Origin of the sequence: Waltera acetigignens, from assembly GCF_025567015.1 — a bacterium.
Classification (GTDB): domain Bacteria; phylum Bacillota; class Clostridia; order Lachnospirales; family Lachnospiraceae; genus Acetatifactor; species Acetatifactor acetigignens.
The window spans coordinates 131271-151693 of record NZ_JAOQJO010000005.1 but is presented as its reverse complement, the minus strand read 5'-3'; the positions used below and the strand labels follow the sequence as shown (position 1 = coordinate 151693).

16 protein-coding genes and 1 CRISPR repeat array are annotated in these 20423 nt (G+C 46.8%); of the genes, 14 read left to right on the top strand and 2 right to left on the bottom strand.

The window, feature by feature from the left end; translation table 11 throughout:
* The first annotated feature begins 13 nt into the window (after nt 1-13).
* The 12 genes from cas3 (at nt 14) to OCV96_RS07085 (ending at nt 16610) form a co-directional block, all read left to right on the top strand.
* A complete protein-coding gene (gene cas3 / locus OCV96_RS07140) occupies nt 14-2173 on the top strand; it encodes a CRISPR-associated helicase Cas3' (protein WP_227064590.1) in 2160 nt (719 codons plus the stop codon).
* 379 nt (nt 2174-2552) lie between these two features.
* A complete protein-coding gene (gene cas5c, locus OCV96_RS07135; protein WP_118538669.1) occupies nt 2553-3215 on the top strand; it encodes a type I-C CRISPR-associated protein Cas5c in 663 nt (220 codons plus the stop codon).
* A complete protein-coding gene (gene cas8c, locus OCV96_RS07130) occupies nt 3212-4942 on the top strand; it encodes a type I-C CRISPR-associated protein Cas8c/Csd1 (RefSeq protein ID WP_227064589.1) in 1731 nt (576 codons plus the stop codon). The genes cas5c and cas8c overlap by 4 nt, the downstream gene beginning before the upstream one ends.
* Complete coding sequence (gene cas7c, locus OCV96_RS07125) at nt 4943-5854, top strand: type I-C CRISPR-associated protein Cas7/Csd2 (protein WP_118538665.1); 912 nt, start codon at nt 4943-4945, stop codon at nt 5852-5854.
* On the top strand, nt 5854-6519 hold the full coding sequence (gene cas4 / locus OCV96_RS07120; RefSeq protein WP_262594031.1) for a CRISPR-associated protein Cas4: 666 nt from the start codon (nt 5854-5856) through the stop codon (nt 6517-6519). The genes cas7c and cas4 overlap by 1 nt, the downstream gene beginning before the upstream one ends.
* Entirely contained in the window at nt 6516-7547 is a 1032-nt protein-coding gene (gene cas1c, locus OCV96_RS07115; protein ID WP_262594030.1) for a type I-C CRISPR-associated endonuclease Cas1c, read from the top strand. Before cas4 ends, cas1c begins: the two co-directional genes overlap by 4 nt.
* Before the next feature lie 8 nt (nt 7548-7555).
* A complete protein-coding gene (gene cas2 / locus OCV96_RS07110; RefSeq protein ID WP_118538659.1) occupies nt 7556-7846 on the top strand; it encodes a CRISPR-associated endonuclease Cas2 in 291 nt (96 codons plus the stop codon).
* Between the two features lie 174 nt (nt 7847-8020).
* A CRISPR array of direct repeats spans nt 8021-13272; the repeat unit is 32 nt; unit sequence GTCGCTCCCCTCGTGGGAGCGTGGATTGAAAT.
* 56 nt (nt 13273-13328) lie between these two features.
* Nucleotides 13329-13514: a hypothetical protein gene (locus OCV96_RS07105; protein WP_262594029.1), complete on the top strand. Its 186-nt coding sequence runs from the start codon at nt 13329-13331 to the stop codon at nt 13512-13514.
* Nucleotides 13515-13792: 278 nt separating this feature from the next.
* On the top strand, nt 13793-13981 hold the full coding sequence (locus OCV96_RS07100) for a type II toxin-antitoxin system HicA family toxin (protein ID WP_262594027.1): 189 nt from the start codon (nt 13793-13795) through the stop codon (nt 13979-13981).
* 1 nt (nt 13982) lies between these two features.
* Nucleotides 13983-14369 (top strand): type II toxin-antitoxin system HicB family antitoxin, encoded by a 387-nt coding sequence (locus tag OCV96_RS07095; protein WP_262594026.1) that lies wholly within the window; start codon nt 13983-13985, stop codon nt 14367-14369.
* 39 nt (nt 14370-14408) lie between these two features.
* Nucleotides 14409-15569, top strand: coding sequence for an APC family permease (locus OCV96_RS07090; protein WP_262594025.1), 1161 nt, complete (start codon nt 14409-14411; stop codon nt 15567-15569).
* A 24-nt stretch (nt 15570-15593) separates the two neighbouring features.
* Entirely contained in the window at nt 15594-16610 is a 1017-nt protein-coding gene (locus OCV96_RS07085; RefSeq protein ID WP_262594023.1) for a metallophosphoesterase, read from the top strand.
* Nucleotides 16611-16643: 33 nt separating this feature from the next.
* Here OCV96_RS07085 and OCV96_RS07080 read toward each other — a convergent pair whose 3' ends face one another.
* Complete coding sequence (locus tag OCV96_RS07080) at nt 16644-17201, bottom strand: hypothetical protein (protein ID WP_262594022.1); 558 nt, start codon at nt 17199-17201, stop codon at nt 16644-16646.
* A gap of 179 nt (nt 17202-17380) precedes the next feature.
* Here OCV96_RS07080 and OCV96_RS07075 point away from each other — a divergent pair, with 179 nt between their 5' ends.
* Nucleotides 17381-18436 carry a transglutaminase domain-containing protein gene (locus tag OCV96_RS07075; RefSeq protein WP_117466532.1) on the top strand — a complete coding sequence of 352 codons (1056 nt, stop codon included), beginning with the start codon at nt 17381-17383 and terminating at the stop codon, nt 18434-18436.
* Between the two features lie 21 nt (nt 18437-18457).
* Here the strand turns inward: OCV96_RS07075 and OCV96_RS07070 are convergent, their stop codons facing one another.
* Nucleotides 18458-19423: a tRNA dihydrouridine synthase gene (locus tag OCV96_RS07070; protein WP_262594019.1), complete on the bottom strand. Its 966-nt coding sequence runs from the start codon at nt 19421-19423 to the stop codon at nt 18458-18460.
* Between the two features lie 237 nt (nt 19424-19660).
* Here OCV96_RS07070 and OCV96_RS07065 point away from each other — a divergent pair, with 237 nt between their 5' ends.
* Nucleotides 19661-20341 (top strand): class I SAM-dependent methyltransferase, encoded by a 681-nt coding sequence (locus OCV96_RS07065; RefSeq protein ID WP_262594017.1) that lies wholly within the window; start codon nt 19661-19663, stop codon nt 20339-20341.
* The last annotated feature ends 82 nt before the right edge of the window (nt 20342-20423 follow it).

The following is a 20423-nucleotide window of genomic DNA, read 5'->3' as shown; positions in this document are numbered from 1 at the left end:
AGAGGGGAAGAACATGGAATACCTTGCACACATTGATGGGGACAGAGAGCAATCAGTAAAAGAACATTTACAGGGAACCGCAGAGCTTGCAGAAAAATTTGCTGCAAAATTCAGGAAAGCGGACTGGGGATATTGTTGTGGAATGTTACATGACATTGGAAAATATTCCGCGGAATTTCAAAAGAAGATCAAAGAAAATCTGGATATCCGGGTGGATCATTCCACTGCCGGGGCGAAGGTCTGCGAAAATTTAGATGGCTGCTATTGGCTTCTGACTTACTGCATAGCAGGGCATCATGCAGGGTTGCCGGATCTGGGACGAGAGGGATTACCGTCCTCTTTACTGGGGAGACTTAAGAAAAGGTTGTGCGATTACAGTGCGTATGAAAAGGAAATAGAAATCCCTCAAATTACCACACCACCCATTGCCATGAATCCGGAAAAGGATCCAAACTTTGCGCTGAGTGTATTTATCCGCATGCTGTATTCCTGCCTGGTGGATGCCGATTTTCTGGATACAGAACAGTTTATGAACAACGGAACGGTTCAAAGGGATTCCGGAGAGAGCATGGATGTTCTTTTGGAGAAATTGCAAAATTACACAGCAAAATGGCTTATAAATCGGAATGATACTACGATTGATGGAAGACGATCTGAAATTCTCCGGAACTGTCTGGAAATGGGAAAGTCCTCCAAAGGATTGTTTCAGCTTACGGTACCCACCGGTGGTGGCAAAACTGTGGCTTCTCTGGCATTTGCGTTGCAGCATGCGGTGGAGAACCATATGGACCGTGTGATTTATGTGATTCCCTATACCAGTATTATCGAGCAGAATGCGCAGGTGTTCAGGGAAATCCTGGGTAGTGAAAATGTGTTGGAAAATCACAGCAATGTAGACTATGAGAGCTCGGAAGAGTTCAAACCCATGCAGTTGGCAGCGGAAAACTGGGATAAACCGGTGGTGGTTACCACAAATGTCCAGTTTTTTGAATCCCTGTATGCCAATAAGTCCTCCAAATGCAGGAAATTACATAATATAGTAAACAGTGTCATCATATTCGATGAAGCGCAGATGCTTCCTCCAAATTATTTGAAACCGTGCATGGCAATGATAGAAGAACTGTTGCAGCAGTATGGAACAAGTATTGTACTGTGTACGGCGACGCAGCCGGCATTACAGCAGTTTCTGCCTGAAAAGTATGTTGCCCGGGAATTATGCCCACGGAGAGAGGAACAATTTCGATTTTTTGAAAGGGTAACCTATCAGAATATTGATACCGTCACGGAAGAGGAAATGGCGGAGAAACTACAGCAGGAGTGGCATGCACTGTGTATCGTGAACACGCGAAAAAGAGCACAGCGGCTTTACGAACGGCTGCAGGGAGAGGGCGTTTATCATTTATCAACCACCATGTATCCGGCGCATAGAAGACGAGTGCTTGCGGAGATTGGGAAACGACTCAAGGATGAAACAGGGAAAAAATGCATCGTCATTTCGACCAGTCTCGTGGAAGCCGGAGTGGATCTGGATTTTACTTCGGTATATCGGGAACTAGCCGGTGTGGATTCCATTATTCAGGCAGCAGGACGTTGTAATCGAAATGATAAAAGAGGAAAGGAAGAGAGCATTGTCCGCATCTTCCAGTGGGAAGACAAGGAAAGGGTATCCGGACAGCGGCAACAGATCGACACGACGAAAAATCTGCTAGCGGAGGGCAGAGATATTACTGCACTGGATAATATCACAGAATATTTTCGGAGACTATATCGCATCAAGGGCGAAAGCCTGGATATGAAGAAAATTCTGGAGAAATTTGATGGTGGAGATTATCAATTTGCGACGGTTGCGAAAGATTTTAAGCTGATTGAAGAAAATACGGTTACGGTATATATCGACCAAGAACCGGAAGCGAAGGCTCTTTTGCAGGAAATTCGGCAGCAGGGACTGACAAAGAGCCGTATGCGAAAAGCAGGGCAATATTGTGTAAGTGTTCGGAAAAAAGGGGAATATGAGAAACGGAATATGTTGTTTGAAGAAATGCGTGATGCGGGGATGGTAGAAGCTGTAGATCTGGGTGCGCAGGATTTTTATGTGCTGACGCAGGAGGAACAATACCGGGAAGACACCGGATTGAAACTGGAAGTGGAATTGGGTGGAATGATGATGTTTTAATATTGCAGGAAATGGAAGTAGCGGTACACGATGGAAAAGTGTACCGCTACTCTTGTAAGTTAATGAAAATTACAATTATTTCAATCCACAGGATATACCTGACATTGAAAGTATAACATATAATTCAAAAAAATCTAATAGTTTTAGCAATAATTTCAATTGAAATTATCATTACGAATAAAAATAGGCATTGCAAATATATTAGACTTGTAGTATAGTGAATTTGTCAGATAAATACAGATAAACTAAAATATTGTCATATCATATCTGCGAAAAGACAGTATTTTACAAAGGGGGTATTATTGTCAGACAGAAAATAGTACTACAAAGGAACAGTAAACGGGAACAGCGCTTTAATTGTGGAAAGAAGGTGGAATAAATGGGAGTCGGAGTAAAAGTAAATGTATGGGGAGACTATGCATTGTTTTCGAGACCCGAACTCAAAGTTGAACGCTACAGCTATGACATCATCACGCCCTCAGCGGCACGCGGTATTTTGGAAGCCATTTACTGGCATCCGGGAATGCGGTGGATCATCGACAAAATCTATGTCAAAAACCCTATCCAATTTACAAGTGTACGACGAAATGAAGTAAAAAGCAAGATCCTGGCAAGCAATGTATTGCAGGCATACAACGGTGCAGACAAAACATTGTATATTAGTACGAAGGAGGACATTGTACAGAGAGCATCACAGCTGCTCTGCAATGTAAGCTACACCATCGAAGCTCATTTTGAAATGACAGAGAAAGCCAACGCTTCTGATAATCCCGGAAAATTTAAGGACATTATCATGAGACGGCTGCGTAAAGGAGAATTTTATTATATGCCATACTTCGGTTGTAGAGAATTCTCGGCGCATTTTGCTCTCTGCGAGGAAGAAGAAATTCATACCGCCTATGATGTAGTAGAAGAAAAAGATCTTGGCATCATGCTGTTTGACATGGATTACAGTGATCCGGAAAATATCCAGCCTATGTTTTTCCGGGCAATAATGCGTCACGGCGTGGTGGATCTGAGAGATTGCGAGGTGCTGCGATGATACTACAGGCACTGGTAAAATACTATGAAAATCTGGCAGAACAGGGGAAAGTATCCAGGTTGGGATGGTGCCATGCGAAAGTGTCCTATGAAATCAATTTGTCTTCGGAGGGGGATATCATAGGTATTACTTCCCGAAAAATAGAGGATATGCGTGGTAAGAAAGTAGTCTGGGTACCGGCAAATCTCGTCGTGCCGGAGATGGTGACCAGATCTTCCGGTGTGGCAGCTAATTTTCTGTGCGACAATTCCAAGTATATGCTGGGTATTGACGCAGATGGAACGAACTCACGTGTAGTGGATTGCTTCCAGGCGACGAAAGAAAAGCATGGACAGATTCTGCAATCTGCACAGGGAAAAACAGCCCGGGCAATTTTAGCCTATTTTGAAAAATGGGATCCGCAGAAAGCATCAGAACATCCTGTGATTCGGGAAAACTGGGAAGAATTGACAGAAGGCGGCAATCTTATTTTCTCTGTGGAAGGGCAGGAAGCACAGGAAGATCCGGAGATTCGAGACTGTTGGGAAAACTATCGGGCGCGGAATGGTGGAGAAGATAACGGCATTTGCCTGGTTACCGGTAAAAAAGCCGAGATATCACGAATCCATAAAGCAATCAAAGGAGTACCCGGGGCACAGTCCAGCGGAGCAGCGCTGGTATCATTCAATGCACCGTCATTTGAGTCTTATGGAAAGGAACAGAGTTATAATGCACCGGTGGGAAAATATGCGGAATTTGCATATACCACGGCACTGAATTATCTGCTGTCCCAGCGGGATTACACCTTTTCCCTGGGGGATTCCATGATCGTGTACTGGGCAGAAAGCGGTAAAGAGCAGTATCAGAAGTGTTTTCTGAATATGTTTAAACCCACGAAAGATAATCAGAAAAAACTGAAGGACATTTTCGATAGCCTGAAAGAAGGCACCAGGGTTTACTTAGAAGATGCGGAGATGGATCCGAAACAGAATTTTTACATACTGGCGCTGGCACCAAATGCAGCACGATTGTCGGTCCGTTTTTTCTATGTAAATTCGTTTGGGAAAATCATACAGAATATAGCAGACCATTATGAGCGGCTCAAGATTGTAAAACCGGCATGGGAAGAACAGGATTATCTGGGGATTCGTGACATGCTGAATGAAACCGTGAATCAGAAATCAAAAGATAAGACACCGGTTCCGAACATGGCAGCCCTTGTATTGCAGGCGATTCTGTCGGGCGGACGATATCCGGCAAGTCTGTATACCTACACACTGATCCGCATTCGGGCAGAGTGCGGTAACGTGAACTGGAAACGTGCTGCTATCATCAAAGCATTTTTGATCAAAAATTATAATTGTATGAAAGGAGAAAATCTCATGGGATTGAACGAAGACCGCAATGATATAGCCTATGTATTGGGAAGATTGTTTTCCGTATTGGAAAGCATACAAAAAGAAGCAAACCCGACAATCACTACGACAATTCATGACCGCTACTTTAATTCCGCATGTGCTACGCCGGCAGTTATTTTCCCGGTGTTGCTCAAACTGAAAAACAGCCATATGAAAAAGTTGGAACGGGATAAAGGCGGAGCGAAAGTCTATTACGAAAAAGAAGTTGGGAAAATTATGGGCAAATTTGACGATTTCCCGAAACGCTTATCCCTGGAACAGCAGGGGCAGTTTGCACTTGGCTACTATCATCAACAGCAGGAAAAATATAAAAAAGGGGAGGACAAATAAATGAGTGAAGCTATTAAAAACAGATATGAGTTCGTAGTATTATTTGATGTGGAGAACGGTAATCCCAATGGAGATCCTGATGCGGGCAATATGCCAAGAGTCGATCCAGAGAGCGGACTGGGCTTGGTAACGGATGTCTGCCTGAAACGTAAGATCCGCAATTATGTCGAGACCGTAAAAGAGGATGCTCAGGGATATAAGATTTACATCAAAGAAGATGTACCCTTAAATCGCAGTGACAGAGAAGCCTGTGCGGATATGGGAATCACCGAAACGGATGATAAAAAGGTGACAGAGGAACTTAAAAAGTTAAAGAAAAATGATCCCGGTGTAGATCTTAAATTGAAGGATTATATGTGCCGGAATTTCTATGATATCCGTACGTTTGGTGCCGTAATGACTACTTTTGTAAAAGCATCGTTGAACTGCGGTCAGGTGAGAGGACCCGTGCAGATTGGATTTGCCAGAAGTATCGATCCGATCATCAGCCAAGAAGTAACTATCACCAGAGTTGCCATCACCACAGAAAAGGACGCGGAAAACAAGAATACGGAAATGGGTAGAAAGACCATCGTTCCTTATGGACTGTACCGGGCAGAAGGCTATATTTCCGCAAATCTGGCGCGGAAAGTAACCGGATTTTCCGAAGACGATTTGGAATTGCTATGGGAAGCAATTCTTAACATGTTCGAGGTAGACCATTCTGCAGCGAGAGGCAATATGGCAGTGCGGGAACTGATTGTATTCAAGCATAGCAAAGAACTGGGAGACTGCCCGGCTTATAAATTGTTCGATGCCGTAGAAGTAAAGAGAAACGAGGGCGTGGAATATCCCAGAAAATATCAGGACTATACGGTTACCGTTCACGAGGAACAGATTCCTGATTCCGTGGAAGTAAGAAGGATGAATTAATGGAATATGCAGAAGATGATTATCTCATGATATCAGGGATCCAGCATTTCAGATTCTGCAAAAGACAGTGGGCGCTGATCCATATAGAGCAACAGTGGGCTGAAAATGAACATACGGTAATCGGTGAATTAATGCATAAGAAAGCACATGATCCATATCTTACCGAAAAAAGAAGAGACACAATCATAGCGAGAGCATTACCCGTGGCGTCCAGAGAAATGGGCGTCACGGGTGAGTGTGATGTGGTGGAATTCCATAGATGTGGGGATGGAATCCGCCTGCATGGGCACAGGGGCTATTTTTCGGTATATCCGATCGAATACAAGAAGGGAAAGCCGAAGATCACAGAGGAAGACAAATTACAATTAGCGGCGCAGGCAATGTGCCTGGAAGAAATGTTTTCCACACAGATTCCGGAAGGTGCACTCTTTTACGGAGAGACAAAACGGAGGGAAATCGTGGAGATCACGGAAGAACTTCGCAGCGAAGTGCGGGAGATGTTTCAGGAAATGCATCAATATTATGAACGGCGGTATACACCGAAAGTAAAGATGGGAAAGAACTGTACTTCCTGTTCTTTAAAGGAACTTTGTATGCCCAGACTCGCAAAAACCGGTTCGGTGAAAAACTATATGGATCAGGTACTTATGGAGGAAAACGTATGAAAAAATTATTGAATACGTTATATGTTACTTCCGAAAACAGTTATCTTGCTCTGGATGGTGAAAATATTGTAATTTATGATGACAAGAAAGAATTGGGCAGAGTTCCGCTGCATAATCTTGAGGAAATTGTATCATTCGGATATCGGGGAACCAGCCCGGCACTTATGGGTGCCTGTGCAGAACGAAATATTTCTCTGTGTTACATGACTCCCCAGGGAAAATTCCTGGCACGGGTCACCGGGAAAGTGCGGGGGAACGTGATTCTGCGGGAACAACAGTATGCCAGCAGCAAAGATGAACAGGTGGGATTGGAGATTGCTCAAAATTGTATCCTTGGAAAAGTACATAATGCCAGGTGGGTTCTGGAGCGGGCAGTCAGAGATCATAGTATGCAGATTGATGCAGAGCGGGTAAAAAAGGCATCTGAAATGCTGAAAAATTCTCTGATGTTGATTCAGAATAGCACATCCAGGGACGAACTCAGGGGATATGAAGGAGAGGCAGCCAGTATTTATTTTAGCGTGTTTGACGAATTGATTCTGCAGCAGAAAAAAGATTTTACATTTCAAGGCAGGAATAAAAGACCGCCCATCGATAAAATGAATGCAATGATGTCTTTTGTGTATACATTACTGACAAATATGGAAGCATCTGCACTGGAGTGCGTAGGGTTAGATCCCTGCGTGGGATATCTGCACACAGAGCGTCCGGGTAGAGCATCGCTGGCACTGGATATGATGGAGGAACTAAGATCCGTGCTGGCGGATCGCTTTGTGCTGTCGTTGGTAAATAAGCGGATGATCACAGCTAAAAATTTTACCCAAAAAGAAAACGGCGCGGTTCTTCTGGATGATGATGGACGAAAGGTAATACTGACGGAGTGGCAGAATCGTAAAAAAGAAACCATAACGCATCCCTATTTGCAGGAAAAAGTGGAATGGGGTATGGTTCCTTATGTACAGGCAATGCTGTTGGCACGATTCCTGCGTGGCGACTTGGACGGTTATCCTGCATTCCTGTGGAAGTGAGGTGCGATATGTTAGTATTGATCACATACGATGTCAACACAGAAAATGCGACCGGCAAAGCAAGGCTGCGAAAAGTGGCAAAGCAATGCGTCAACTATGGCAGAAGAGTTCAGAATTCCGTATTTGAGTGCATTTTGGATAATGCACAGAGCATTGCGTTGAAGGCAACACTTGAGGATATTATTGATACAGAAAAGGACAGTCTTCGATTCTACTATCTGGGCAATAAATATCAGACCAAGATTGAACATATCGGGGTAGACAGAGGAATCGCCCCGGATCAGACACTGATTTTGTAACTGATGCGAAAGCCAAGCATACATAAAATGCCTGGTGGATTCGCACCTTATAAATTATGCGATTTGTTGAAATAACATACAAAGATATTTTTAATTAAAATAATTTGTTGTTAAGATTAAATATTTTAGACAATTTTTGCTGAGAGAAAAGAGAACTTTTTGGCGAAAATTGCTGTCGCTCCCCTCGTGGGAGCGTGGATTGAAATATTATAGTTGTACCTCAATGCTAAAGTAACTTGAAGTCGCTCCCCTCGTGGGAGCGTGGATTGAAATTGTAGATCCTGTATTAACAGCTGTGGTAATCTTGTCGCTCCCCTCGTGGGAGCGTGGATTGAAATCCTATGAAATTAGGGTTGAGAACAACTATCCTCGTCGCTCCCCTCGTGGGAGCGTGGATTGAAATCTCGTAGCAACGGTAGCATTTGCCTTACAGATACGTCGCTCCCCTCGTGGGAGCGTGGATTGAAATAGCAAACTTATCAAGCTCAGGACTGTCCTCCCCGTCGCTCCCCTCGTGGGAGCGTGGATTGAAATCTGTGTGTGGCTGCCTGATGCTCAAGTTATACTGTCGCTCCCCTCGTGGGAGCGTGGATTGAAATATTTCTCCCCTTGTCAGAGCCATCATGTCCTCAATGTCGCTCCCCTCGTGGGAGCGTGGATTGAAATAAGGACAGAAAGCTTGACCTTGTCATTGATTATGAGTCGCTCCCCTCGTGGGAGCGTGGATTGAAATCTGTGTGTGGCTGCCTGATGCTCAAGTTATACTGTCGCTCCCCTCGTGGGAGCGTGGATTGAAATATAACTGATTTTGTCTTGAAGCAGTCCTTCGGTAGTCGCTCCCCTCGTGGGAGCGTGGATTGAAATTCCGTATGCTTGGACTGGCAGACACTACATCAGTGTCGCTCCCCTCGTGGGAGCGTGGATTGAAATACTATTGCTGTCTGTCCTCCGGAAGGCTATCCTGTCGCTCCCCTCGTGGGAGCGTGGATTGAAATAAGTGGGACATTGGCATTTGTAGCTGTGGCTCCTAGTCGCTCCCCTCGTGGGAGCGTGGATTGAAATACTTACATGGCTATGGCAGGATGGGATGCAGGGCAGTCGCTCCCCTCGTGGGAGCGTGGATTGAAATTTGTAAAGAGCAACTCCTATTGCTATAAGAGCAGTCGCTCCCCTCGTGGGAGCGTGGATTGAAATATAATCTACCTGATCTGCAATGTCACTGCAACCGTCGCTCCCCTCGTGGGAGCGTGGATTGAAATTACATCGGATATGATTCCCAGCCCGGCGAATATAGTCGCTCCCCTCGTGGGAGCGTGGATTGAAATAATTCTTCGGCTCCCAGCTTTTTTGACACTCCAGGTCGCTCCCCTCGTGGGAGCGTGGATTGAAATCAGTATGGGGCTCACTGAGGTTGATCTGACCAAGGGTCGCTCCCCTCGTGGGAGCGTGGATTGAAATTACACATTCTCCGCACATATCCGGTAGATGTCATCGTCGCTCCCCTCGTGGGAGCGTGGATTGAAATTAACGACATATTAGTTAGCTTGTAACTACACCTAGTCGCTCCCCTCGTGGGAGCGTGGATTGAAATTTTGAGAGCACAAAAGAAGTTTATACATACGCTATGTCGCTCCCCTCGTGGGAGCGTGGATTGAAATAGCAATTTGTCTAGTTTAATCGCGTTTGCAAAAGTCGCTCCCCTCGTGGGAGCGTGGATTGAAATACTTTTAACTGCGGCGTTGGCAACCTCAAACAGTTGTCGCTCCCCTCGTGGGAGCGTGGATTGAAATAACTCCATAAGTGATCTATTTGCCCTTTCCGCTAATGTCGCTCCCCTCGTGGGAGCGTGGATTGAAATATGCAATGGTATGCCCGGCTACCCATACGTAAAGTCGCTCCCCTCGTGGGAGCGTGGATTGAAATTTTAAGTTCGGCATTGAGATAGCCCGTTTTATTGTCGCTCCCCTCGTGGGAGCGTGGATTGAAATCCTATGACCAGCTTGATACAAAAGCAATATCGTGTCGCTCCCCTCGTGGGAGCGTGGATTGAAATCACCTTTTTGGCATACAGATCTGCAAAAATTCCGTCGCTCCCCTCGTGGGAGCGTGGATTGAAATACTCCGGATCCCGAAGCTGACGGAGCATATATCCGGTCGCTCCCCTCGTGGGAGCGTGGATTGAAATTGTACATATGAAACTATGACTGTAAATGACTTTGAGTCGCTCCCCTCGTGGGAGCGTGGATTGAAATTACATACGTCTTTGTTGATACATAATCAAAATGACGTCGCTCCCCTCGTGGGAGCGTGGATTGAAATTCTACTGGGCGCAGTAGTGAGCGGAGCCGCCGCCGGTCGCTCCCCTCGTGGGAGCGTGGATTGAAATGTACGCATTCATAAGGGCGTTAAATTCGCCTTTGTCGCTCCCCTCGTGGGAGCGTGGATTGAAATAAATTTTTACGGGAGGGCGTGGAACAGGCAAGACTTGTCGCTCCCCTCGTGGGAGCGTGGATTGAAATAGCCGTACACGATTGACGATCAGCCGCACACGGTGTCGCTCCCCTCGTGGGAGCGTGGATTGAAATCGTACTACCAAGTACCGCCCGAGGTCAAGTCTGGTCGCTCCCCTCGTGGGAGCGTGGATTGAAATCGGTACTGGCTGTTTAGCTGGGGATCAATCGCAGGTCGCTCCCCTCGTGGGAGCGTGGATTGAAATAGCTTGTCTTCAATCGCCTTGAGAATATCAGCTGTCGCTCCCCTCGTGGGAGCGTGGATTGAAATAATATCCGCTCCGACTGCCTTTGATGAATCGGTGTCGTCGCTCCCCTCGTGGGAGCGTGGATTGAAATCGTACTACCAAGTACCGCCCGAGGTCAAGTCTGCGTCGCTCCCCTCGTGGGAGCGTGGATTGAAATACGTAGATCGTCTACTACCTACGAATTAGGTGAATCGTCGCTCCCCTCGTGGGAGCGTGGATTGAAATAATCCCTAACAGTGATCCCTTAATAAATGGCAATCGTCGCTCCCCTCGTGGGAGCGTGGATTGAAATTCCCTTGTTCTGGGGAAAACTTAAGAAATCTCCGTGTCGCTCCCCTCGTGGGAGCGTGGATTGAAATAGCAGAGAGAGCAAATCCGGAGTATGTTTACCGTCGCTCCCCTCGTGGGAGCGTGGATTGAAATACAAAAGAAAGGGGAAATCAGAATGAGTGAAACAAGTCGCTCCCCTCGTGGGAGCGTGGATTGAAATACCCTGATCATAATACTTTGCAGGATCCACCTCCGTCGCTCCCCTCGTGGGAGCGTGGATTGAAATTGCTGTCATGGTGCAAATGTCAAACGAGATCGAGTCGCTCCCCTCGTGGGAGCGTGGATTGAAATTCAAATACTCTGCTTCCAGTACGCGCCCGTTATCGTCGCTCCCCTCGTGGGAGCGTGGATTGAAATATTGATGTAGTAGTAACGCCCAAAGTCGGGAATAGTCGCTCCCCTCGTGGGAGCGTGGATTGAAATTTAAGTAACTGTTTAAGGTTTCTAACGCCACAGTGTCGCTCCCCTCGTGGGAGCGTAGATTGAAATTACGCACATATCCGGTAGAAGTCATTGGTATTGTCGCTCCCCTCGTGGGAGCGTGGATTGAAATAACAATTCCGTGAGTGGCGTTGATCTCTTTGTTGTCGCTCCCCTCGTGGGAGCGTGGATTGAAATATCTGATGTTAGACTGCGGACTCCGGCGTCAGGAGTCGCTCCCCTCGTGGGAGCGTGGATTGAAATCGTATCCGATTGGGGCACCGCTTGGTGCGTCCGTGTCGCTCCCCTCGTGGGAGCGTGGATTGAAATACTTAATATAAGCGTGTCAACGAACTACGAAACTGTCGCTCCCCTCGTGGGAGCGTGGATTGAAATTCCGCGGCAAATCTCCCGCATCGACGCTTATGGTCGCTCCCCTCGTGGGAGCGTGGATTGAAATCATTATTCAGACGCCCAAGACAGATATACCGAAAACGTCGCTCCCCTCGTGGGAGCGTGGATTGAAATCTGCCGACGCAGGCCGCAATCAAGCATCAGGTGAAAGTCGCTCCCCTCGTGGGAGCGTGGATTGAAATCAGACATATCCATCAAAGTCACCAGTAGCTAAACGGTCGCTCCCCTCGTGGGAGCGTGGATTGAAATCGTCTGCTGGATGAAAGTGACGGCACTCTTTACGGTCGCTCCCCTCGTGGGAGCGTGGATTGAAATCTGTCTCTGAAATGGTTGCCATCGGCTCTGCCTGGTCGCTCCCCTCGTGGGAGCGTGGATTGAAATGGAACTTCGGCAGCTTGTCACGGTAGAACACAAGTCGCTCCCCTCGTGGGAGCGTGGATTGAAATAATTGCTAAATTATACAAATATGTTCCCATATTTGTCGCTCCCCTCGTGGGAGCGTGGATTGAAATATTGACCAAATAGTTACTTCCCATGCTGGTCGTAGTCGCTCCCCTCGTGGGAGCGTGGATTGAAATTCCCAATAAAATGGGATATATTTGTTGACATTCCCGTCGCTCCCCTCGTGGGAGCGTGGATTGAAATCTAGCATTTCCGGTACACCGTTCTCTCCCGCCATGTCGCTCCCCTCGTGGGAGCGTGGATTGAAATTCTCCACAAGTCCATGAAATCCTTGCCGTTACACGTCGCTCCCCTCGTGGGAGCGTGGATTGAAATAAGGTCTGTAAGATACAGAAGTTTCTGACTGTCAAGTCGCTCCCCTCGTGGGAGCGTGGATTGAAATTTGACATGAGCATTACTGAGAATATTGATAAGTTGTCGCTCCCCTCGTGGGAGCGTGGATTGAAATCGGAATCTTTTGGAGACGTGCGGGACTATAGCCGTCGCTCCCCTCGTGGGAGCGTGGATTGAAATATGTAATGGTATACCCGGCTACCCGTATACAAACGTCGCTCCCCTCGTGGGAGCGTGGATTGAAATCAAGAAAAAGTATACCATGTGGGTAAAGCAAGGGCGTCGCTCCCCTCGTGGGAGCGTGGATTGAAATCCCAAGTGCTTTTGAACGGAATACAGACAACATGAGTCGCTCCCCTCGTGGGAGCGTGGATTGAAATTTGCGTTGGAACAGGTCAAAGACAAGGAAGAGCCGTCGCTCCCCTCGTGGGAGCGTGGATTGAAATAATAAAAACAGGATCAGTAACAGATGATATGCTAGTCGCTCCCCTCGTGGGAGCGTGGATTGAAATCCCTCCGTATGGTTTTTTCTTTATCCTACCATAGTCGCTCCCCTCGTGGGAGCGTGGATTGAAATCGTAACAGATCCGGCATCTTGTACCAGATCGGAGTCGCTCCCCTCGTGGGAGCGTGGATTGAAATTTTGACAAGATCAAGGAACTGATCGACTTTGGAGCGTCGCTCCCCTTGCGGGAGCGACGATTGAAATAGAAAAGACAATCGTATATAATGTACTATATGATTACATAGAAGGAGGACATTTAATTGAGCAAGACGGTCAGGCAAAGCAATTGGGCAACGGAAACGCTTATGGAAGCCCCATTTTGGAGAAACGGAATAACACCGGAAGAATACGAGACGGAAAACAGATATTTGAGTAAAAATTTCTATAAGCAAAAAGATGGAAACTATATGCCACTTTGGATGCAAGAAGAGAACATGAAAGAATAATTAGTTCTTTGGATTTTTTTATTTACAGACAAGAAATGCTTTATATTGAAAGCAAAACAGATTGTAATAATTTCTTATACTATTCTATTTTATGTCTGATATCGTATGTTGTGTTGATAACTATGATGTCTTTAGAAATTGGTTTTAACAGAATCTATTTATATTTCCTATGTAACAATTCGAATTTTTAATGTTATGTCACGTGAATTTTTGTGTAAAATTGTGTATTTTACTATTGATTTTGCGCAAAATTGTGTATAATATAAAAGGAGAAAAGAATGCATCCACGAAAGAAAACAATTAAAGAATTGGAAAAGAACGGTTTTATTTTTAGAAGACATGGAGCAAGTCATGATTTGTATTTTCAACCGAATACCAAGCAGACAATTCCTGTAAAACGTCATGATTTTAATGAAAATGATATGCGCTATATCTTCAAAGAAGCAAATATAGAAGGAGGCAAATGACATGCAATACACATATACCGCAGTTATTACTGAAAAAGATGGCACTTTCTATGCAAAGGTTCCGGATGTGGACGGGTGTATTACTACAGCACCGACTTTGGCAGAGGCGATTGCCCTTATTACAGATGCATTGAATCTTTGTCTTGTTGGTCTGGAAGATGAGGAAATTACTCCGAATGAGCCTACACCGCAGTCAGAGATTCCTCATTTACCGACAGATATTCTTACGATCATTCAGGCAGACACTATAAAATATCGTAGCATGACTGACACCAAGGCAGTTCGCAAAAATGTCTCGCTTCCGGCATGGATGTCCAAACTTGCCGATAAGCGAGGAATCAATTGCTCCAAAGTATTGCAGGAAGCACTTACCGCTAAACTTTTATAACTATAGAAAATCAGTATTTTTACCAAGGAGGTCCTCCCCATGTCCCACCCCATCCAATCCGAAGCCCATCTCACGACCTTCGAAGCCATCAGCATGATCGTCGGCAACAGCATCGGCACGGGCATCATTGCCGTTCCGTATCTTGCCACGAAGAACAGTATGCTGGATGTCGTGTGGATGGTATTGATTGCATATTGTGCGAACGTGATTCTGCACCTGATCATTGCCGAGTTGTCCTATAACAACGGTGGCGTCCAGCTGGTAAAAAGTTTCGAAGGAGAGCTGTTCCACGGCACAATGAAACAGATCTTCAGCTGGGGCGTATTTATTGTCTACGGGCTGGCAATTATGATCGGTGTCAGCGGCAACATCAACGGCGGAGCACAGATTTTTGTGAACTGGTTCGGAATGCCTTTCGTGGCGGCGCAGATTTTGTACTATGTGATCGCCGGAGTCGTGGTGTTTATCGGCATGAAAGCCGTAGGCATCGCACAGAAGTACGCAGTCATTGTCCTCATGGGAATTGTGGCAGTGATGACGGTAGGAACTTTTCTGCATCCGCTGAATTCTTTGCAACGGGCACAGTTCCACTGGAATAATCTGCTGGCGCTGTACAGCATGGTGGTATTCGCAACTTCCGCCAATCAGGCAGTGATCCAGGTGGTGAAAGGTCTGGATGGCAACGCGAAACAGATCCGCCGCTCCATTTTCATCGGTTTTGGGCTTTCCTCAGTGTTTGTCCTGATCGTAACGGGCACGGTTCTCCTGGGAACCAAGGGAGCGCTGGAAAAAGAACTGGCATACATGCAGTTGGGAGAGAGTATCGGTACCTGGGCGATGATCCTGGCAGGCGTATTTTCCCTGTTTGCTTTACTTACCACGTTCTGGAGCAATACTCTCGCCCTCCGCGATGTGGTTCATGAGCAGATCGGCAGCGGCAACCGCATCAGCTGGCTGATCGCCACAGTTCCCTGCATCCTGTTTGCGGTGTTTGGCGTGAACAGCTTTATTGTTCTGACCCGGATCATGAGTGGCGTTGTGGTACTGGTGAGTATCATGCTGGTGCTGACATACGGTAAATCCAGAAAAAAGGCGGGCAGCAGTCCTATCTGCGGTGTGATCGGCACGGTGCCTTTTCAGGTGCTGATGGTGATTTCAACAGTACTTTCTGCAATAGGAGCATTGATCCCGTTGAGTTAATCCCCAAAAAGAAAAGAGATTCTTATGTATACTTCCAAAAACTTTCAGATTCGGGACGAAGAGACTTTTTCTCTTTGCATCCCGACGGACAGAGATTATAAAATATTGCAGCTGACGGATCTGCACCTTGGTTTCGGCATGTTTTCCGGGAAAAAGGACAGACTGGCGCTGGCAGCGGTGACGGAGCTGATCCGCCGGACGGGACCGGATCTGATCGTCCTGACCGGAGATTCTGTTTTCCCGTTTTTCCCGAAAAGCGGTACCATGAACAACCGAAAGCAGGCAGAAAAACTGCTGGCATTTCTGGATGGTTTTCAGATTCCCTATACTCTGGTCTTTGGTAACCATGACTGTGAAATGGGCTCCACCTGCAATAAGGAACAGCTGGCGGAGATTTTCACTACGGGAAAATATGCCGTTTTTACCAAAGGAAGATATGAGCACAGTCCTCAGAATCCCATTACCGGCGTAGGGAATTTTGTAGTAGACCTCACAGATGATCAGGGAAAACTGTTACTTCCGCTGATTCTGCTGGATTCCAACATGTATGGTGACGGCTGGTTTTTCAGTGGTTTCGACTGCATCCATGAGGATCAGACGGACTGGTGCATGGAAAAACTGAACGAGAGAAAAGTGCCTGCCATGGCATTTTTCCACATGCCGCCCGCAGAATTTAAGGAAGCTTATGAGAAAATGAAATTGGGCGATCACAGCGTGATTTATGAACACGGCAGTATCGGAGAAAAGGACGAGTACTTCGGAATATCGAATCAACCGCCACATTTTTTCGAAAAAGCGGTGGATAACGGCTGGCTGAAATGGATATTCTGTGGACACGATCACCTGAATACATTATCCCTGATATATCAGGGCATCCGCATGACCTACGGAATGTCCATTGATTATCTGGGATATTCCGGCATCGCGAAGCAATATATCCAGCGGGGAGCCACGCTGATCACGCGTAAGACAAACGGGAACATAGATATCACTATGGTACCGTTGACAACGGTTGTTTCGACACGAGTAAGGGGAGCCTGATGAAAGGCTCCCCTTAATGGTTCAAAGCGGAAATTAGTAATTGATACCGCTGATGCCGAGTACTCCGTTCTGGACATTGAAGGTGATGTTGGGGCCGTCACCGGTGCTGTAGAGGGTGAAGCCTGCCATACTGGGGCTTAATTCGGACAGATCAGCATTAGCCATAGAGTCTTTCAGCTCAGGGGTGAAGATTTTGTCTGCACCTAAGGCAATCAGATCTTCCCTGGTTTCGATCACACTGCCATCGCCCAGAGCAACATAGACCGGATAATTGACCAGATCAGCGAGAGCATTCAGGTCTTCAGCGGCTACGGCATCCTGGATCTTTTTAGCGAAAGCGGTAGCATCCTCTGTGGGAACTGCAAAGTTATCCTCGTAAGAAGTACCGTTGGCCGCATCAGCAGAAGCTTCTGTAGTTGTCTCAGCACTAGCTTCAGCAGCAGAACTTTCAGCAGTAGAAGCCTCCGCACCGCTTTCGGAAGTCACCGTACTTTCCGCCGAAGTTGCTGCTCCATTTCCCTGACTGCCACAGGCAGCAAAAGACAATACCATCACAGTAGTTAAAAGTGCACAGATCATTTTGTTTTTCATAAGTAAAACTCCTCTCTTAAATAAAACCATTTCTTACAGGTCTCTGATGATTAGACTATGCATCTGCTGCAAAAGTTTCAAAAAATATCAAAAAATATCAAAAACATCCACCCAAAAGAAAAACCTTCTGTTAAAATGTAAAAATAAGACAGATGAAAACAATAGAATAGGAAACTACCATGGAACCATATTACTATCAGAAAATGAACAAACCCCAGCAGGCCGCCTATCACGCCATGCAGCAGGGAGTGCTGGCGCTGGCAGACGAGATCCAGCTGCCGCGGATCCCGGCGGAAGAATTGTATGACGTATTTTTCCGACTGCGGCTGGATCATCCGGAGATCTTCTGGGTGGTGAGTTATCGGTATAGATATTATCAGGACTCCCCCAACATCATCTTCGTGCCGGAGTATCTGTTTGAGAAAAATAAGATCAGAGAACATCAGAAAGCCATGCAGTCCCGGGTGGAAAAGCTGGCAAGACCTGCCGCAAAGTTCACAGAGTGGGAAAAAGAGAAGTACATTCACGACTTTATCTGCGAAAATATCACCTACGATAAGTTGAAAAAGCCCTATTCCCATGAGATTATCGGACCGCTGGGACAGGGCGTGGGTGTCTGCGAGGGCATTGCCAAATCGGTGAAGGTGCTTTGCGATGCGCTGGGTGTGTGGTGTGTAATCGCTATCTGCGGAAACAATCCGGAGAAAGGGATCAAGTACCGTCACACCTGGAATATTGTGCGGATCGGCGGGCAGTATTATCATCTGGATGCCACATTTGACAATACATTGGGAAAACATCAGGGCAATGCGGAAGCACCCGGAGAGATCCGCTACGACTATTTCAATCTGGGAGATAAAGCAGTGTTCCGGGATCATGAACCGTTGATCGCCCCGGCACCCGGCTGTCCGGACAACGATCATTTTTATTACAAGGAGAAAAAACTTTCCTTTACGAAAACGGAAGAAGTATATAAAAGAGCACAGCAGATGGCGAAAAAAGGCCGGGCCATGACGTTCCAGTGGCGGGGAGGCTATCTGACCAGAGAAGTCTTGCAGGAACTGTTGGAACTGATCCGCAAGGCAGGCGAGGAGCGGCAGAAGACCGCCCGGATCAGCTTCAACTGGCCACAGGCGGTCATTCATTTCAGCTATGTGGAAAATGCAGGTATCCCGGAGCCGGAGGTCGTCATGGAAGACGCCAACGAAGGAGAACAGTTCGACACCGGGGAATAAAGGTATGGGATGATGTCAGGATCAAGAATTCTCCGACTTCAATGCGCACTCCCGGAATAACGCATTGACGGCCAGCTTATAGTCGCTGGCATCTGTGGCTTTGCGGATCTTTTTTACGTATTTGTCCGGAGATTCGAAGCTGTGGCTTAAGAAAGTCCAGAGATCCTTCATCTTATAGAGCGTATTGGTATCGCCGGACATGATCTCCTGATAACCGGTCAGGAGGGAAGTGTGGAATTCCTTCAGGACAGCCAGCCGCTCTTCACAAGACGGCAGCGCAACACTCTCCGTGGAGGCAGCCTTCAATTCCTGCAATAATCCCGGATTCTGCAAAATTCCCCGGCCGATCATGACCGTATCGATACGGGGAAGCTTCGTAAGAATCTGCGTTAGCGACTCCGGAGAGGTAATATCCCCGTTATAGCACAGCGGACATTGCAGGGCTTCCACCGCCTCTGCGAAAGCTTCCAGATGGGGTGTCCCCTTGTAACCTTCCTTTTGCAGTCTGGGGTGAATGATCAGTTCCTTCATGGGGAATTTTTGATATATTTTAAGCAGTGGAGCCCATTCATCCATGTAGTCCATGCCGATGCGGGTCTTGATGGAGATTTCCAGTGGACATTTTTCGAAGATCTCGTCCAGAAAATCCTCCAGTTCCCGGGGCGTGCCTAAGAAGCCGGCACCACGGTTTCTTGCCACCACCGTCCCGGAAGGACAGCCCAGATTCAGATTGACCTCGTGGTAGCCATATCCGGCCAGCTGCTCTGCCAGCGACAGAAATTCCTCCGCCTTATTGGTCAGGATCTGCGGTACGGTGTACATGCCCACATTATGTTCCGGAAGCACATCGTTGCGTTCTCTGCTGTTCATGTGCCGATTGGAGATAAAAGGGGTAAAATATTTGTCCATGCCGCCGTAACAGCGGTTCCAGTTAGTGCGGAAATTATAAGTGGTCAGTCCCTCCATGGGGGCAAGATAATATTTCATAAAAAATGTATGCCTTTCTGTAATCTGCAAGCGTTCCACTGCATTTTCGGCGTATGCTTTCGCAGATTGTACTTTGTATCGGGTGTTTTGCCAAATCCCTCATGCAGAGATATTCTCAATAACGGGATTGCCCTTTACATGATTATAAACAGTTACTATTATAATAGAGATAGTAAAAATTGCAAAGAAAACCGCAAAGATCCAAAAAGAAAGCGGCTGGAAGAAGGAATAAAGATCATGACTGAAAAAACAGAAAATAATACCATAAACCTAACCACCAACGAACGCACCCAGCAGGAGATCACCATCTCCGGCAACCCCGGGAAACCGGTCGGGGAGGATGGGGAGAAGATGCTGTGCCGCATGAACGAAAGTCACTACGCAGTGACCGGCTGGGCGCTGGAACACTGGAAGATCCGGGAGAATGACCGGATTCTGGACATCGGCTGCGGTGGAGGAGCAACTTTGAAACGCATGAGTGAAGAGGTGCGTGACGGACATCTGACCGGAGTGGATTATTCCGCCACTTCACTGGAGCTTTCCGGGAAAACCAATGCAGAAGCACTGCAGCAGGGAAAAATGGATCTCGTGGAAGCCTCAGTGGAAAAACTGCCCTTTGCGGACAATGCTTTTGACAAGATCATTACGGTGGAAAGCTTTTATTTCTGGCCGGATCCCGCGGAGAATCTGAAAGAAGTCTACCGGGTATTGAAGGAGCAGGGAACCTTTTTACTGGTGGCCGACATTTACCAGAAGGAGAATCTGCCGGAACAGGTACGGGAAAACATTCAAAGATTCCATCTGTTTAATCCCACACCGGAAGAATTCCGGGAACTGCTGGAAAATGCAGGATTTGAAGAGGTACGGATTCACTTAAAAGACGGCGAGGACTGGATCTGCGCGGAAGGGCACAAATAAGCAGTAGAACCCTTCGGAAAAACGCAAAAACCGGGTGGAAGTCCGAAACGGAACACGCTAGAATCAGAAACATAGAAAATGT

Excerpts from the sequence above, each read along its gene's own strand:
- cas3 (WP_227064590.1), top strand. The coding sequence starts at position 14 with ATGGAATACCTTGCACACATTGATGGGGACAGAGAGCAATCAGTAAAA.
- cas5c (WP_118538669.1), top strand. The coding sequence starts at position 2,553 with ATGGGAGTCGGAGTAAAAGTAAATGTATGGGGAGACTATGCATTGTTT.
- cas8c (WP_227064589.1), top strand. The coding sequence starts at position 3,212 with ATGATACTACAGGCACTGGTAAAATACTATGAAAATCTGGCAGAACAG.
- cas7c (WP_118538665.1), top strand. The coding sequence starts at position 4,943 with ATGAGTGAAGCTATTAAAAACAGATATGAGTTCGTAGTATTATTTGAT.
- cas4 (WP_262594031.1), top strand. The coding sequence starts at position 5,854 with ATGGAATATGCAGAAGATGATTATCTCATGATATCAGGGATCCAGCAT.
- cas1c (WP_262594030.1), top strand. The coding sequence starts at position 6,516 with ATGAAAAAATTATTGAATACGTTATATGTTACTTCCGAAAACAGTTAT.
- cas2 (WP_118538659.1), top strand. The coding sequence starts at position 7,556 with ATGTTAGTATTGATCACATACGATGTCAACACAGAAAATGCGACCGGC.
- OCV96_RS07100 (WP_262594027.1), top strand. The coding sequence starts at position 13,793 with ATGCATCCACGAAAGAAAACAATTAAAGAATTGGAAAAGAACGGTTTT.
- OCV96_RS07095 (WP_262594026.1), top strand. The coding sequence starts at position 13,983 with ATGCAATACACATATACCGCAGTTATTACTGAAAAAGATGGCACTTTC.
- OCV96_RS07090 (WP_262594025.1), top strand. The coding sequence starts at position 14,409 with ATGTCCCACCCCATCCAATCCGAAGCCCATCTCACGACCTTCGAAGCC.
- OCV96_RS07085 (WP_262594023.1), top strand. The coding sequence starts at position 15,594 with ATGTATACTTCCAAAAACTTTCAGATTCGGGACGAAGAGACTTTTTCT.
- OCV96_RS07080 (WP_262594022.1), bottom strand. The coding sequence starts at position 17,201 with ATGAAAAACAAAATGATCTGTGCACTTTTAACTACTGTGATGGTATTG.
- OCV96_RS07075 (WP_117466532.1), top strand. The coding sequence starts at position 17,381 with ATGGAACCATATTACTATCAGAAAATGAACAAACCCCAGCAGGCCGCC.
- OCV96_RS07070 (WP_262594019.1), bottom strand. The coding sequence starts at position 19,423 with ATGAAATATTATCTTGCCCCCATGGAGGGACTGACCACTTATAATTTC.
- OCV96_RS07065 (WP_262594017.1), top strand. The coding sequence starts at position 19,661 with ATGACTGAAAAAACAGAAAATAATACCATAAACCTAACCACCAACGAA.